This is a genomic window from Streptomyces diacarni (genome assembly GCF_003323715.1).
GTDB classification, from domain to species: Bacteria; Actinomycetota; Actinomycetes; order Streptomycetales; family Streptomycetaceae; genus Streptomyces; species Streptomyces diacarni.
On sequence record NZ_QOIN01000033.1, the window covers coordinates 133133 to 149222 of the forward strand.

At 70.4% G+C, this 16090-nt stretch carries 9 protein-coding genes and 2 pseudogenes; 3 read left to right on the plus strand and 8 right to left on the minus strand.

All coding sequences use genetic code 11. The annotated features are described in order from the left end of the window. Positions 1-48: 48 nt before the first annotated feature. The 3 genes and pseudogenes from DTL70_RS06575 to DTL70_RS06585 all read right to left on the minus strand — a co-directional run bounded on the left by DTL70_RS06575 (position 49) and on the right by DTL70_RS06585 (position 3181). The gene (locus DTL70_RS06575; RefSeq protein ID WP_245979060.1) at positions 49-948 is read right to left on the minus strand and encodes a helix-turn-helix domain-containing protein; all 900 of its coding nucleotides are present in this window, start codon (positions 946-948) and stop codon (positions 49-51) included. Positions 949-957: 9 nt separating this feature from the next. Further along, a complete protein-coding gene (locus tag DTL70_RS06580) occupies positions 958-1785 on the minus strand; it encodes an alpha/beta fold hydrolase (protein WP_245979061.1) in 828 nt (275 codons plus the stop codon). Positions 1786-1953: 168 nt separating this feature from the next. After that, positions 1954-3181, minus strand: a pseudogene (locus DTL70_RS06585) (RNA-guided endonuclease InsQ/TnpB family protein). Positions 3182-3197: 16 nt separating this feature from the next. Here DTL70_RS06585 and tnpA point away from each other — a divergent pair. Together tnpA and DTL70_RS06595 are read left to right on the plus strand one after the other, a co-directional pair. Further along, positions 3198-3610 (plus strand): annotated as a pseudogene (tnpA, locus tag DTL70_RS06590) (IS200/IS605 family transposase). Positions 3611-3714: 104 nt separating this feature from the next. Next, positions 3715-4149 carry a Rieske (2Fe-2S) protein gene (locus tag DTL70_RS06595; RefSeq protein WP_245979062.1) on the plus strand — a complete coding sequence of 145 codons (435 nt, stop codon included), beginning with the start codon at positions 3715-3717 and terminating at the stop codon, positions 4147-4149. Positions 4150-4152: 3 nt separating this feature from the next. Here the strand turns inward: DTL70_RS06595 and DTL70_RS06600 are convergent, their stop codons facing one another. Then, positions 4153-5649 (minus strand): sugar porter family MFS transporter, encoded by a 1497-nt coding sequence (locus DTL70_RS06600; protein ID WP_114020897.1) that lies wholly within the window; start codon positions 5647-5649, stop codon positions 4153-4155. A gap of 459 nt (positions 5650-6108) precedes the next feature. Between DTL70_RS06600 and DTL70_RS06605 the strand changes: the two genes are divergently transcribed. Then, positions 6109-9576: a phosphodiester glycosidase family protein gene (locus DTL70_RS06605; protein ID WP_425470321.1), complete on the plus strand. Its 3468-nt coding sequence runs from the start codon at positions 6109-6111 to the stop codon at positions 9574-9576. 102 nt (positions 9577-9678) lie between these two features. Here DTL70_RS06605 and DTL70_RS06610 read toward each other — a convergent pair whose 3' ends face one another. From DTL70_RS06610 to uvrB, 4 genes are all read right to left on the minus strand, one after another. After that, a complete protein-coding gene (locus DTL70_RS06610) occupies positions 9679-10725 on the minus strand; it encodes a TerC family protein (protein WP_114020898.1) in 1047 nt (348 codons plus the stop codon). Positions 10726-10986: 261 nt separating this feature from the next. Continuing rightward, a complete protein-coding gene (locus DTL70_RS06615) occupies positions 10987-13014 on the minus strand; it encodes a TerD family protein (protein WP_114020899.1) in 2028 nt (675 codons plus the stop codon). Between the two features lie 54 nt (positions 13015-13068). Continuing rightward, entirely contained in the window at positions 13069-13647 is a 579-nt protein-coding gene (locus DTL70_RS06620) for a TerD family protein (protein ID WP_114020900.1), read from the minus strand. Between the two features lie 173 nt (positions 13648-13820). Further along, entirely contained in the window at positions 13821-15944 is a 2124-nt protein-coding gene (gene uvrB / locus DTL70_RS06625) for an excinuclease ABC subunit UvrB (protein WP_114020901.1), read from the minus strand. Positions 15945-16090 lie beyond the last annotated feature (146 nt).

The following is a 16090-nucleotide window of genomic DNA, read 5'->3' on the forward strand; positions in this document are numbered from 1 at the left end:
CCGCACAGCGGCAGGGCGGGTGCGCCGCGGTGTGCGGTTCGTCCGGGATCACGGCCGCTGGGGCGTCGGGGCGGGCGGTGGGGAAGCGGGCCACGCGACGTCGTCGATCGCGAGCCATGGCGCGGTGGCCACGGCCGCGGGCGTCAGCCCGGTGAACTCCTTGACCTCCCGGTGGAGGTGCGGCTGGTCGACGTACCCGCTCTCGGCAGCGGCACCGACGGCGGTGCGGCCCGCCGCGAGGAGGTGGGCGGCGTGGTCGAAGCGCACCAGTCGGGCGGCGCGCTTGGGCGTGATGCCGAGCTGGGAGCGGAAGCGGGCCGACAGGCGTTTGCGGCTCCAGCCGACCTCGTCCGCCAGGCCGGCGACCCGCACCCTCCCCCGGCTGCCGCGCGTCCGCCGCCAGGCATGAGCGACCTCCCGGTCGACCTGCGGGCGGGTGTCCAGCCGTGTGAGTTCTGCCAGCCTTCGGAGAAGGATGTTCCGCGCTGCCGTGAACCGTTCGTCCCACGATCCGGCGGCACGCAGGCGCTCCTCGGCCTGCGCGACGTCGCGGCCCCACACGTCCTGCAACGACACCGCCTCCCCTCTCAGGTCGGCCTGCTCCCCGAGCAGAGCAGCCGCCGCGACCGGCTGCAGCCTGATCTGAAGGACCTCGCCCACCTGGCCACTCGCCCGGAAGTCGCCGGGGAGGAGTCCGACGGCGACGCTGCCGCGTCCGTACCGGCCACCGGCGTCGTGGACGAGGTCCGCTCCGTCGCTCAGGTCGAAGAGCAGGGTGACGGAGGGGTGCGGGATCATTGCGATGTCCGCGAGCGCGGGAACACGGGGGCGGAAACCGGCCATGCTGATTTCCGGCAGCCGACGTGAGGGGGAGGGGACGGCGATGTCCCACAGCGTCCAGTCGAGCGTCCCGGTCGGTGCCCCGGCTGATGTCCCGGTCCGCAGCATCGCACGCACCTAGGCCAGGGCGGGCGGCGTGTCAGCGTCCGCCGCCGTGAAGCCGAGCAGCAGTTCGCTGGTCGCCTCGGGCGCTTCGAGCAGCGGCACGTGTCCGACACCGGGCAGCAGCTCGACCCGGGTGCCGGGCACCGTGTCGTACTGGTGTGCCGATGACGGCTCCCACCGCGGATCCGCGGCGCCGAAGATCACCAGCTTGGGCACGTCGAGTACGGCGAGACGCTCGGGCACGCTCCGCTCGGCGAGGTACGCGGTGTTCCGGCTCGCGATCTTCCGGAAGGCCCGGTAGGTGAGGGCCCCCGTCCCCGCGACCATGCCGTCGGGGATGTCCACCGGACGCGCGGTCGTGGCTCTGATTCCCTTGCGGATCCACGCGTCTGAGCGCACCGACCACAGCAGCGGCCCGAGCGGCGGACCCAACAGCGCCCGGAGGACGGCCGGCTGCGGAAGGAGCGCGTCGGGGCTCGGGCCTGTGCTGATCAGCGTGAGCGACCCCACCAGGTCGGGGCGCTGCTCGGCGAGCGCCGTGATGAGGTAGCCGCCGCTGGAGTGCCCGGCCGCGGCGACGTGGCGCAGGCCGAGGTCGTCGAGCATCGCCGCCACCCGCGCGGCTTGCACCGGTACGTCGTAGGACGGTGCGGGCGGGGACTGACCGCAGCCGGGGAGGTCGACACGGACGACATGACGGCGGTCGGCCAGTGCGGGGAGCATCGGGCCCCACGTGTCGCCCGAGGCCCCCGAGCCGTGGACGAGCAACAGCGGTGGCGCCTCCCGCGCGCCGTCGTGGACCACGTGCATCCCGTGCGCCTGCTCAACGTATCCGCTCATGCGGCTCATGATGGGGAGGCCGCGGGCCGCCTGTCTTGTACGAATGTCGCCGCGGAGCCCGCACCCGAGCGAGCGGCGGGCGAGCCGCGTGCCCGCCTCGGGCGACCGCGTGCCCGCTTCGGGCCGGTGTCCGGAACGGACAGAAGAGGACTTGAAATCCTCGCCCGCCTAAAGGAGGGCGATCCCCGCCTGGCTGCCGGGGGTGCGGCTGGCCTTCGGGTGGGTTCCTGCTTCTTTGCGCTGCGCGGGCACGGGTGTCCGTCTTATCTGCGCTCGACAGGCTGTAACCGCAAGACCTGCGGCTTTGGCGACGTTGACCGCCGCGTTGATGTCCCGGTCGAGGACGGCCCCGCAGTTCTCGCACGTCCACTCCCGGACTTGGAGGGGCTTGGGGCCATCCTTGATGCCGCACTGTGAGCACACCTGTGAGGTCGGCTCGAACCGGCCGATCCTCACGAGGGTGCGCCCGTACCGGGCGGCCTTGTATCCGAGCATGGACACGAACTGCGACCATCCGGCGTCGTGCACGGACTTGGCCATGCGTGTGCGGGCGAGTCCCTTGACCCCCCAGATCTTCCACCGCAATCGCTTGGTTCTCGCGAATGATCTTGGTGGAGAGCTGGTGGTGGAACTCGCGCCGCGCATCGGCGACCTGCGCGTGAGCGCGGGCGACCTTAAGCCGGGCCTTGCCTCGGTTGTTCGACCCCTTGGCCTTCCGGCTCAGGGACCGCTGTGCGCGCTTGAGTTTCTTCTCGGCCCGGCGCAGGAAACGCGGGGAATCGATCTTCGTGCCGTCCGAGAGGATCGCGAAGTGGGACAGGCCCAGGTCGATGCCGACCTCGGGCGTGGTTGGCGGCAAGACCTCTTCCGGCCCGGTCTCCACGATGAAGCTCGCGAAGTACCGTCCGGCCGCATCCTTGATCACGGTCACCGTGGACGGAACCGAGGGCAGGGAGCGGGACCACTTCACGCTCACGTCGCCGATCTTCGGCAGGCGCAGCTTTCCGCCGGAGGTGATCTTCCATCCGGCGTTGGCAGTGAACCGTACGGCCTGCCGGTTGTCCTTGCGGCTCTTGAAGCGGGGCGGCCCCATCGTGGGGCGCTTGCCCTTGAGGGAGTCGAAGAAGTTTCGGTATGCGGTGTCCAGGTCCCGAAGGGACTGCTGGAGGATCACCGAGGACACCTCACCGAGCCATGCCCGCTCCGGAGTCTTCTTCGACGCCGTGAGCCGTTTGGACAGCTCGCCGGAGGAAACGAACGGCAGCCCTGCGGCGCGGGCGTCCTCCCGGACGCGGAGTGCGTCGTTGAAGACAACCCGCGAGCACCCGAACGACCTGGCCAACACCGAGCACTGCGGGCCGTTCGGGTACAGGCGGAACCCATACCGAAGCTGCATAGCAATCATCCTACATATTGGTTCATGTCACCACACTGGAACCCAAAACCCCAATGTCCGCACCAACGGTCATGTCGTCTGCAACCTTCACTTTCACTTGGTTTTCGTCACGAAGTACCGGCGCAAGGCCATGACGGACGCCATACTGACGCGCTGTGAAGAGATCATGCGGGAGGTCTGCGCCGACTTCACCGAGTTGAAGCAGTTCACCTGCTCGTGCACTATCCGCCCAAAGTCCAGCTCTCCAAGCTGGCCAACTCCCCCAAGGGCATATCCGCCCGGCTGCTGCGCAAGGATTACGACGCCCACGTGCGCCGATACCTGCGGGGTGGTCACTTCTGATCCGGTTCCTACTTCGCCGGAAGCTGCGGGGCGCCCCTGACCGTCGTACGCCAGTACATCGAGAACCAGAAGCGCCCCACGAGCTGAGGACAACACCGCGGCCCCGTGCCCACGGCGCGGGTCAAAGCAGGTCTGAGATGGCCTTCACCCCCGCCCTGAAGAGCGGAGCACTGGCCGAGGCCAAAGGTAGAGTGCGGCGCGTGACGACGAGCAAGGAATCACCGGCTACGCGCCGCACCGTGCTGTGCGGCGCAGCGCTGGCAGCGCTGGGACTGACGGCCGCCGCGTGCGGCGGGTCCGACTCCGACGATGCGGAGGGCCCCGACAAGCCCGTCGACCTGGGCGAGGCCAAGGCCGTGCCCGTGGGAGGTGCCAAGCTGTATCCCGAGCAGAAGCTGCTGGTCTCCCAGCCCGAGAAGGGCGACTTCAAGGGGTTCAGCGCCGTGTGCACCCACCAGGGCAGTCTGCTGGGCGAGGTCGACGGGGACGTTGCCGTCTGCCCGCTGCACGGGAGCCGGTTCCACGTCGATTCGGGCAAGGTCGCTCACGGCCCGGCCACCAAGGCGCTGCCCTCGGTGCCGGTGCAGGTGCGGGACGGCAAGCTGGTCGCCGGCCCGGAGAGCTGACGCTCAGGGGTGTGGCCGTTCGCCCGAGGTGGCGATGCCCGTGCGAAGCTCGGCGGTGCTGCCACCCGGGCTGAGCCTTCTCCCTTCGGGTGAACCGGACGACGCGTCGTCCGGCCAGCGGCCGCCGTTCTGCCAGTAGCCGCGGATCTCCTCCAGCTGCCGGCCCTTGGTCTCCGGTGCCATCCGGGCCATGAAGGCCAGCGCGAGCAGCACCAGGACGGCGAACCCTCCGAAGGCCCAGGTCGCGCCGAGCTCCTCAAGCACCGACGGGAAGAACTGGGCGACCAGGAGATTCGCCGCGAGGTTGGCTGTGAGCATCACGGAGGCGCCCAGCGAGCGCAGCCGCGCGGGGAACGCCTCGGACGCGTACACCCAGATGAGGGAACCGAAGCCGAAGTTGAAGGCGGCGGTGAACAGCGCGAGGGCACCGAAGCCGATCCAGATGCCGGCGCCGCTGAGGGAGTGGGTGCCGAAGACCACGGCCAGCACCACGAGGGTGGCCAGCATGGTGCCGATCCCGGAGAGCAGGACGACACGGCGGCCGACGCGGTCGACGACGAAGAGGGCGAGCACGGTGGCGGCCAGGGAGATCAGCTCGACGATCGCCGGCAGCAGGAAGTTCTGCCCGTCGCCGTGGAAGCCGAGGGTCTCGAAGATCTGGGGGCTGTAGTAGGTCACGGCGTTGATGCCGGTGATCTGGCAGAAGAAGCCCATGCCGATCACGAAGACGGTCGCCCGGAGGAAGGGCCGGCGGACCATACGGGCGAGGGAGCCGCCGCGGCCGCCGCGCTCGGCGTCCAGTTCGCGCTGGATGGCGGCGCTCTCGGCGACCGGGTCCACGTCCGGATCGGTTGTGGCCATCACGCGGGCCGCCTCGTCCACCCGGCCTTTGAGGAGGTACCAGCGTGGGCTGTCGGGAAGCCGCAGCAGCGGGACGATGACGAGCGCCGAGGGGATCGCGGCCAGTCCGAGCATGATCCGCCAGTGTCCGCCGCCGGAGAGACCCCAGTTGACGAAGTAGGTCAGAGTGATGCCGGCGACGCAGGCGACCTGGTAACCGGCAACGGCCGCGCCCCGCAGCCGGGCCGGCGTGGATTCGGCGATGAACAGCGGTGCGGCCACGATGGAGATCCCGATGGTGACGCCGAGCAGGAAGCGCACCAGATCGAGGACGACGACGGTGGGTGAGAGCGCGGAGAGCGCCGAGAAGACGGCGTACGCCGCGGCGACGATCACCATCGTGGGCTTGCGGCCGAGCGCGTCGGACAGGCGGCCTGCGATCAGAGCGCCCAGGATGTTGCCGAGCACCAGGATGCTGTTGACGAACCCGGACTCGCTCGCGTTCAGCCCGAAGTCCTTGCTCAGGAAGACCAGGGCGCCGGAGATGGACCCGGTGTCGTAGCCGTAGACGACGCCGACGACGGCACCGGTCGCCACGATCAGGCGACCGGTGCGGTGGGTGGATGAGGGTGGCGGTTGGGCGATGCTCGGTGTTGCCATGGTGCGGTCCTTCGGTGGTGTCTGAGAGACCAAACGGCATGCGACGCGATGCGTGTTCCTGCAAGGTTTCCGCTGGTTTCACGCAGTTGTCAACGGCAATCGACCCCTACCTGCGGAGTCTTGCGCGAAAATAGCTCTTTCGAGTCATGTTCGCGCATCGATGCAGGGCGGTTCGAGCACAACGCCGCGGTTTCCCCGGCCGTCACGTCGTGTGTGCCTCCAGCGGGGCGATGTTTCCCCCGACTTCGCTCCCGCCCTCTGGTGTAGACCGGTCCGTCTTGGGACCCTGTGCCGCACTGTGCGCAGAAAGTGCCGAGAAAACCGTTGTCTGTGGGGGACGTTGTGAGACGAGTCCACGCACGCGCAAGCAGGTCCACGACACGCACACGGCGCGCCCGGGGCATCCGGGGCTCGACGACCGGGAGCGGGGGCGGGAGCGCCCGAAGACGCCGAGACCGCCTGAGGGCGGCGCTGCCCGCGGCAGCGGCCGTCTCGGCTCTGCTGACGGGCCTGCTGCCCGCCGGGGCGGCACTGGCGGAAACACCGCAGACACCCGGAGGTCCGACGCCCCGGAGCGCCGCACTTCCGACCGCCGCCGACAGCACCGACAGCACCGACAGCGCGAGGAGCGCAGACGGCACAGGCGACTCGTCCGGGCACGGCATCAAGCTGACCCGTACGACCCGCCCCCTCGCTCCCGGCGCCGAGCTCACCTCCTTCTCCCGGTTGGAGCCCGACAAGTGGCTGCGGGCCGACGCGCTCTCCGTGGACCTGGGCGGCGGCCGGAACGCCGGCGTGGACTACCTGTCCACGGGTAAGGTCTCCGATCGCCGGACCGTCAGCGAACTCGCGAAGGCACACGATCCGGGCAAGGGCCGCCGGACGGTGGCCGCGATCAACGCCGACTTCTTCGACATCAACGAGACGGGCGCCCCCCTCGGTCCCGGCATTCGCGACGGCGAGCCGACCCACTCCCCCGCCCCCGGCACAGCGGAGGCGGTCGGCATCGGGCCCGGGGCCGCGGGCCGCATCCTGGACCTGTACTTCGCGGGCACCGTCACGCTTCCGGGTGGTAACGCACCGCTCGCCGGCCGGGACGCGGCGAACGTGTCCGAGGACGGTATCGGCCTGTACGACGCACATTGGGGGGAGGCCGACCGGGCGCTGACGGTCGATCAGGAACCCGAGGTGACAGAGGTGACCGTCGAGGACGGCAGGGTCACCTCCGTCGCACAGAAGCCCGGAAAGGGTGACATCCCGCAGGGGGTGACCGTCCTCCTCGGCAGGGGCGACGGCGCCGAACGGCTGGCGGCGCTGAGCACGGGCGATCCGGTCACGGTGGAGTACCACGTGCGTACGGCCGACGGTTCGTCCCTGCCGCGGACGGCGGTGGGCGGACGAGGGCTGCTGGTCGTGGACGGGGAACCACAGGACTGGGAGGGCAGGCCGAACAACACGGCGGCGCCGCGCACCGCGGTCGGATTCTCCAGGGACGGAAGCACCATGCACGTCCTGACGGTGGACGGCCGCCAACAGGCCTCCGGCGGCGTGACGCTGACCGAGCTGGCCCGGATGATGAAGAAGTTGGGCGCCTACAACGCCCTCAACCTCGACGGCGGCGGCTCCTCCACGCTGCTGGCCCGGGAGCCGGGTGCTCACGAGCTTCAACTGGAGAACGCGCCGTCGGACGGGGAGGAGCGCGAGGTGCCCAACGGTCTGGCGTTGACCGCCCCCGCCGGCTCAGGGCGGCTGGCCGGCTTCCGGGTGGAGACGGCCATCGACCCTGACGAGGCACCGACGGCCGACACCGTGCCGGGCGGTCACCCGGACCGGGTCTTCCCCGGTCTGACCCGGCGGCTGAGCGCCGCCGGATACGACGAGACGTACGGCCCCGCCACCGGCTCACCCCGGCCCGCCTGGCACGCGTCGCGGCCCGGCGTGGGACGGGTCGACGCGCGAGGCGTCTTCCACGCACGCCGGGACGGCAGCACGGCGGTCACCGCGCGGCGGGGCACGGCGAAGGGGTCGACGAAGCTGCGTGTACTCGGGGAGCTGGACCGCGTCCGGCCCACCACCGACCGGGTCGGACTGGCCGACAGTCAGGCGACGGCCTCCTTCGGGCTGGTCGGCTACGACGCGGACGGCAACAGTGCCCCCGTCGAACCCGCCGACGCAGAGCTGTCGTACGACCGTTCGCTCTTCTCGGTCGCCCCGGACGAGGACGCCGCGACCGGTGCGTTCACCGTGAAGGCACGGGGCGGGCAGGAATCGGCGTCGGGAACCGTGACGGTCACGGTAGGCGGGCACACGACCCGCCTGGCCGTCACCGTGGGACTCCGCGAACAGAAAGTCGCCGACTTCGAGGACGCTTCCGCGTGGACGTTCAGCGCGGCCCGCGCGGAGGGCTCCGTGGCTCCCGAACCGTCGGGCAAGGAGGGAGGCGGACTGAAGCTGAGCTACGACTTCACCGGGTCGACGGCCACGCGTGCCGCCTACGCCAACCCGCCCACCGACCGCGCGGTACCCGGCCAGCCGCGCGGCTTCATCCTGTGGATCAAGGGGGACGGCTCCGGTGCCTGGCCCTCCCTCCACCTCAAGGACGCCGCGGGCACCGACCAGGTGCTGCGCGGCCCGCTGGTGGACTGGCGGGGCTGGCGTCAGGTCACCTTCGACGTGCCCGAAGGGGTGGCGTACCCCCTGAAGCTGCACCGTTTCTATCTGGCCGAGACCCGGCCGACGGCCCAGTACAAGAGCGAGGTGGTGCTGGACGAGCTGGTGGCCCGCACCCCGCCGGATGTCGACCTGCCGTCCGCCGCGCGCCCGCACGATCCGTTGATCTCCACCGCCTCGGATGTGGCCGGGCGGGACTGGCGGTTCGCGGTGATGTCCGACGCCCAGTTCGTGGCACGCGACCCGGACAGTGAGGCGGTGCGGCAGGCCCGGCGCACGCTGCGGGAGATCCGTGCGGCACGGCCCGACTTCGTCGTCGTCAACGGTGACCTGGTGGACGAGGGGTCGCCGGAGGACCTGCGGTTCGCCCGCAGGCTGCTGGAGGAGGAGCTGGGCGACGCCGTCGACTGGTACTACGTGCCGGGGAACCACGAGGTGATGGGTGGTTCGATCGACAACTTCGTCGAGGAGTTCGGCCCGTCACAGCGCACGTTCGACCACAAGGGGACGCGGTTCATCACCCTCGACACCTCCTCGCTGACGGTGCGGGGCGGCGGATACGCGCAGTTCCGCGCGGTGCGACGGCAGCTGGACGACGCCGCGCGGGATCGCGGCGTCACCTCGGTCGCCGTCATCGAGCACGTGCCGCCGCGCGACCCGACACCGCAGAAGGCCAGTCGGCTCACCGACCGGATGGAGGCCGATCTGCTGGAGGACTGGCTCGCCGACTTCCGTGCCCGCTCGGGCAAGGGTGCGGTACTGGTGGCGGGACACGTCGGAGCGTTCGACGCCTCCCGGGTGGACGGTGTGCCCTATCTCGTGAACGGAAACGCCGGCAAGGCGCCCGCGTCCGCGCCGGACGCGGGCGGGTTCACCGGCTGGTCGCTGCTGGGTGTCGACAGGGGGCGTCCCGGGCGGGACGGCGACTGGATCGCGGCCCAGACCCGCGCCCACGTGGACGGGCTGACGCTCGAGGCACCGGCACGGCTCGCGGTGGGCGGCGAGGCGACGGCGACGGCCACCGTCGAACAGGGCAGCGGACCGGTCACCCGCCGGGTCCCCGTCGGCTGGCCGGTGAGCGCGGACTGGCCGGGGTCGCCGGGACTGTGCGTGCAGGGGCACGTGCCCCGGGGGCGCTGTGTGGCCTCCTACGACCCCCGCAGCGGCGCCCTGACCGGGAAGAGGCCCGGCACGGTCACTCTTTCGGTGCTCGTGAACGGGGAGCGCGCCGCGCAGAGGGTGACGGTCACCCGCTGAGCGACCACCGGACCGCCGTGCGCCGCTCACCGAACCGCTGAACAACTCCCGGCCCCGCCCCCTACCGGAAGGAGTGACGGGGCGGAGCCGGGAGGTCGGTTGTCAGGAGTCGACGTCGGCCCTGTGCTCGGCGTCGGCGTCCTGCCCCTTCCTGGTGGAGCGAGCGCCGTCCCCCTCGGCGGCGTCCTCGACCTGCGCCTGCTTCTTGGAGGCCATCAGTGACGTGATGGTGGTGACGATCAGCACGGCGCAGATGACGCCCAGGGAAACCGGAATGCTGATCTCCGGGACGTGCACCCCGGTCTCGTGAAGGGCGTGCAGCACCAGCTTGACGCCGATGAAGCCGAGAATCACCGAGAGCCCGTATGAGAGGTGGACCAGCTTCTTCAGCAGCCCCCCGATGAGGAAGTACAGCTGGCGCAGCCCCATCAGGGCGAACGCGTTGGCGGTGAAGACGATGTACGGGTCCTGGGTGAGACCGAAGATCGCCGGGATGGAGTCCAGCGCGAAGAGCACGTCCGTCGTGCCGATCGCGAGCATCACGATCAGCATCGGCGTCATCAGCCGCTTGCCGTTCTCGACGATCGTCAGCTTGGTGCCGTGGTACTTGTCCGTGGAGGGGAAACGGCGCTCGACGGCCTTGAGCAGCCGGTTCTCCTCGAACTCCTCGTCCTCCTCGTCCTCCTCGTCGGAGCGGGCCTCCTGGATGAGCTTCCAGGCCGTCCAGATGAGGAACGCGCCGAAGATGAAGAAGACCCAGGAGAAGGTCGAGATGATGGCCGCACCGGCCGCGATGAAGATGCCGCGCAGCACCAGCGCGATCAGGACACCCACCATCAGCACCCGCTGTTGGTAGATCGTCGGCACCGCGAACTTCGCCATGATCAGGACGAAGACGAAGAGGTTGTCGACGCTGAGGGACTTCTCCGTGATGAAACCGGCGAAGAACTCTCCCGAGGCCTCGCCTCCCCCGAGCAGGGCGACGCCGAGTCCGAAGAGCCCGGCGAGGACGATCCAGACCGTGGTCCAGATCCCGGCTTCCTTGAGGGAGACCTCGTGCGGCTTGCGGCCGCCTATGAAGAAGTCGACGGCGATGAGGGCGCACAGACCCACGATGGTCAGCACCCAAGTGGTCATGGATACGTCCATGAAATTCCTCCGGCTTGCATTCGAGCATGGGCCGGAGGTCTCTTCCACCCGGGACCGCGCCCACAGCGACCGGGCCAGCGCCCCGGGACCGTCCCTGACCGGCCCGTACTGACGGGGTCGCCGCGTGGCTGGGAATACTCCCCTCCGTTGCAAGAAAGAGTAAAGCAATCCCATGAAAAGGTAAAGCCCCGGGTGGTGGGGGCCCGCCCGGGCCGCCGGCGAAGCGGTCCGGAGACCGGAAGGAACACGAGCGGAGGGTGCTCAGGCCTCCGTGGACCCGCGGGCCGCCACGACGCGGCGCAGCACCTGCGCAAGGACCTGGCTGCCGCTCGGCACCACCGGCGGCTCGTACGTCCACGCGTGGCCCACCCACGGGTCGGCGAGGTGGTCGTCCGGCACCGGGGTCAGCCGCAGCAGCGACCGCCACAGCGGATCGAGTACGGGGCCGTAACCGCGCGCCTCGTCCCGGTCGGCGACCATCATCAGGCCCACGCCGACCGAGGGACCCTCGTCCGCGAGGTAGCGCAGCTGGTTGACGGCGCGGTCGTCGAAGCCGTGCGGGAAGTCGTGGACGATCAGCAGTTGGTCCGCCAGGTCCAGATCCGGCGGAAGCGCGTCGGTGGCCTTGCTGCGTACAGCCATCTGCACCAGATCCACCCGCTGGGTCAGGCGCTCCAGCGTGCGCGCCACTCCGGAGGCGCCCGCGGCCGGCGGATTGCGCAGCGCGCCCGATTCGACCAACGGGAGCAGCGCGGTGGCCGCCGCACCCGCCGGGTCGATGACGTGGAGCGTCAGCTGGTCGACCGGGTGGACGGCGACGAAGTGGGCCGCCAGCACCGTGGCCGTCTGCGCCGCCAGGCGCCGCAGCTCGTCCTGGTCCGCCGACCCCGCCTCGCTCCCGCGCGGCCGCCCGCTGTCGATCCACAGCCCGCGCTCCAGCGGCAGCCGCACCAGCAGCGGGATGCGCAGCCCGCCGCTCTCGGCCAGGCTCAGATCCCCCACGCGCAGGGACATCGGCCGCTCGGCCGGCGGCTCGTACGCCTGCCAGACCGGGTTGTCCCAGCGGGCCAGCGCGGGCGGCAGCGCGGGCTCGACCACCTCGGCCTCCGCCTCCAGCTGGGAAACGTCCCGCTCCAGCACGGTGCGGGCCTGCTCGACGAGTGCGCCGTGCTTGGCACGCGCCTCGGCGCGGGCCGCGTCGGCAACGGGGCTGACGCGGGCGCGGGGATCGCCGAGCACCCCTTCGAGCTCGCGCTCCATCCGGGTGTCGGCGAAGTCGACGGCGGAGCGGTAGGCCGCGACCGTGCGGGCCAGGTCCTCGAACATGCCCCACACCTGGTTGTGGAGGCGCTCCTCCATCGACCATCCGGGCGCGTCACCCGCGACGGGCCCCGCGTCCTGTCCTGGCCCGCCCTGCGGAGCCGCGATGGGCTGCGGCCCCGCGGTCGGGACCGGCGGTTGCGGGGACGGCTGCCGCCCGGCGGGTGGTGTGGCGGCCGCGCGCCGGGGATGCCGGTAGTCGATGGGGCCGCCGCCCGCCACCGGGGCCCCGTCCCGGGTACCTCCGCCCGCTACGGGCGCCCCGCCCCGGGCAGGCTCCGACGGCTGGTCCGCGGAGGCGGCGGGCTGCTCGCCGCGGGGGCGGCCCGTGCTCGCGGCGCCTACGGCGCCGGCGCTCTCGGTGCCCACGGCCTCGGGGCGACGGGCAGGCTGCTGCGGCGGCGCCACGGAGCGGGCCATTCCGGCGGCCACGGCCTCGTCGATGGTGTCGGCGAGGCCTCGCGCGTCGGACAAGCCCTGGTCGGCGAGCATCGCGGCGAGACCTTCCGCGTATCCCTGACCGACCGCCCGCACCTTCCACGTGCCTGCCCGTGGATACAGCTCCAGAGCGACCACGGCCGATTCGGCGGACAGCCCCGTCACCTCGTATCCGGCGATCTCCTGGCCGTCCAGGCCCGTCACCGCGAAGCAGGGGGCGGCCAGCCCGGCGAACCGGCCCGGCCCGCCCGTACGGGCCGGCAGGGCCAGCATGATGTTGACCCGGTGGACGTCCTCGGGAACGGCCGCCAGGTCGACGGCGAGCCGGTGGACGGCCGCGGCCTGCCGGGAGACCTCGACGCCCGGCAGGTGCGGCTCGGCCGGATGGGCGATCCACCCGGCGTCGCGCATCCGGCCGTGCTCGTCGTTGAACGTCGCCCCGGCGATGACGGGCGTGTCCGCCGTCACCCGGATCTCCACCCGGCTCCCGGGCAGGGGATGGTTCTGCCCCCGGACCAGCTCCGCCGTCATCCTCGCGCTCTCCCCCAGTGGTTCATCACACCCGCGACAGGACCGAGCCCGCGCTCACAGCTTCGGCAGGATCGCCGGCATCAGGTCCTGGAACGTGCGGCCGTTGGCCGGGTCGCCGAGGGCGGTCATCTGCCAGCCGTCGCCCTGGCGGTGCACCTTCGCCATGATCTGCGCCGTGTACTGGCCACCGCCGGTGAGCGTGTAGCGGGCCATCTCCTGGCCGGTGGTCTCGTCGATGAGACGGCAGAACGCGTTCTCCACCTCGGCGAAGGTCTGGCCCGTGAAGGAGTTGACCGTGAAGACGATCTGATCGATGTGGACCGGGACGCGCTGGAGATCGACCATGATCGCCTCGTCGTCGCCGCCCTGGCCCGCGCCGCCCACCAGGTTGTCACCGGTGTGCTTGACCGAGCCGTCGTCGCTGACCAGATGACGGAAGAAGACCACGTCGACGGGCTGCTTGTCGGCGAACAGCACCGCCGAGGCGTCGAGGTCGATCTCCTTGGTGCGCTTGCCGAACAGCCCCCGGCGCTGCGCCGCCTGCCAGCCCAGCCCCATGCGCACCGCGGTGAGCGTGCCCCCGTCGCTCTTCTGCAGGCTGATCGCCTGGCCCTTGGACAAGTTGACCGTCACGTGCGTCCCCTCTCTGACCTGTGAACAGGGGCCGCCGCACGAGCGACGGCCACCAGGCACAGAACCCTACGCAAGAGCACTGACAGGCCGGGTGGCCGCCCGCTTCTTGTGTCGGTCTTGCAACACTCGGCGGGTGCCCCGCGGGTCGCCGGAGGAGCAGCGGGACACGCGCGCTATTTGAGCCCCACTTCCTTCATCTGACGGAGCTCCTTCTTCAGCTCGCCGACCTCGTCGCGCAGCCGCGCCGCCACCTCGAACTGGAGCTCGGCCGCGGCGGTCCGCATCCGCTCGGTCAGCTCCTCGATGGTCTCCGCGAGCTCGGCGGCGGGACGGTCGGTCAGCTCCGCCTCCTTCGCCCGCTTGCTCTTGGCCGGGGTGGGCGCCTTGCCCTTCGCGGCCTTGCCGCCCTTGCCCGTCTCGTCCCGCTGGCGGTAGCCGGTGTCCAGCAGGGCCTCGGTGTCGATCTCCTCGCGGGCGATGTCCGCGACGATGTCACCGATCTTCTTGCGAAGCGGCTCGGGATCGATGCCGTGCTCCTCGTTGTAGGCGACCTGCTTCTCACGGCGCCGGTTGGTCTCGTCGATGGCGCGCCGCATACCGGGGGTGACCTGGTCGGCGTACATGTGGACCTGCCCGGAGACGTTGCGCGCCGCACGGCCGATCGTCTGGATGAGGGACGTACCCGAGCGCAGGAAGCCTTCCTTGTCGGCGTCGAGAATGGCCACCAGGGAGACCTCGGGCAGGTCGAGACCCTCACGGAGCAGGTTGATACCCACCAGGACGTCGTACTCGCCGGCGCGCAGCTCCCGCAGCAGCTCGATGCGGCGCAACGTGTCCACGTCGCTGTGCAGGTAGCGGACCTGGATGCCCAGCTCCAGGAAGTAGTCCGTCAGGTCCTCGGCCATCTTCTTGGTGAGAGTGGTGACCAGCACCCGCTCGTCGCGCTCCTCGCGCGTGCGGATCTCGTGCACCAGATCGTCGATCTGCCCCTCGGTCGGCTTCACGACGACCTCGGGATCGATCAGGCCGGTCGGACGGATGACCTGTTCCACGTATCCGTCGGAGCGGGCCAGCTCGTAGGGGCCGGGGGTCGCCGACAGGTACACCGTCTGGCCGATGCGCCCCAGGAACTCCTCCCACTTCAGCGGGCGGTTGTCCAGCGCGGAGGGCAGCCGGAAACCGTGGTCGATCAGGGTGCGCTTACGCGCCGCGTCGCCCTCGTACATGGCGCCGATCTGCGGGACCGTCTGGTGCGACTCGTCGATGACCAGCAGGAAGTCGTCGGGGAAGTAGTCCAGCAGGGTGTGCGGGGCCGAGCCCGGGTCACGGCCGTCGATGTGCCGCGAGTAGTTCTCGATCCCCGAGCAGGTGCCGATCTGGCGCATCATCTCGATGTCGTACGTCGTGCGCATCCGCAGCCGCTGGGCCTCCAGCAGCTTGCCCTGCTTCTCCATCGACGTCAGCGTCTCGGCCAGCTCCGCCTCGATGGCCGTGATGGCGCGCTCCATGCGCTCCGGACCCGCCACGTAGTGCGAGGCGGGGAAGACGTACAGCTCGTGATCGTCCGAGATCACCTCGCCGGTGATCGGATGGAGCGTGGAGAGGGCCTCGACCTCGTCACCGAACATCTCGATGCGGACCGCCAGCTCCTCGTAGACCGGGAAGATCTCGATCGTGTCCCCGCGGACCCGGAAGGTGCCGCGGGTGAACGACATGTCGTTGCGCGTGTACTGGATGTCCACGAAGCGGCGCAGCAGTTCGTCCCGGTCGAACTCGTCCCCCACCTTCAGCTTCACCATGCGGTCCACGTACTCCTGCGGGGTGCCCAGGCCGTAGATGCAGGAGACGGAGGCGACCACGACGACGTCACGGCGGGTGAGCAGCGAGTTCGTGGCGCTGTGACGCAGCCGTTCGACCTCCTCGTTGATCGAGGAGTCCTTCTCGATGTAGGTGTCCGTCTGCGGGACGTAGGCCTCCGGCTGGTAGTAGTCGTAATACGAGACGAAGTACTCGACCGCGTTGTTCGGCAGCAGCTCGCGGAACTCGTTGGCGAGCTGCGCCGCCAGCGTCTTGTTCGGCGCCATCACCAGGGTCGGACGCTGGAGCTTCTCGATCATCCACGCGGTGGTGGCCGACTTGCCCGTACCCGTCGCACCCAGCAGGACCACGTCCTTCTCACCGCCGGTCACCCGCTGTGCGAGCTCCGCGATGGCGGTCGGCTGGTCACCGCTGGGCTGATAGGGGCTGACGACCTCGAAGGGCGCCACCTTGCGTTCGATCTCGGTGTTGGGCCGCATGCTCACCACCGTACGACTCGGCGCTGACACCCGCCCCGGGCTCGCAAACTACCCCCCACTGGCAGATAGCTGCCAATTTCTTTCATTGCAGGTCACAGACTTGGACACTGCTCGTTCAGCTCTACGCCACTTTGTCCCCGCTTGTT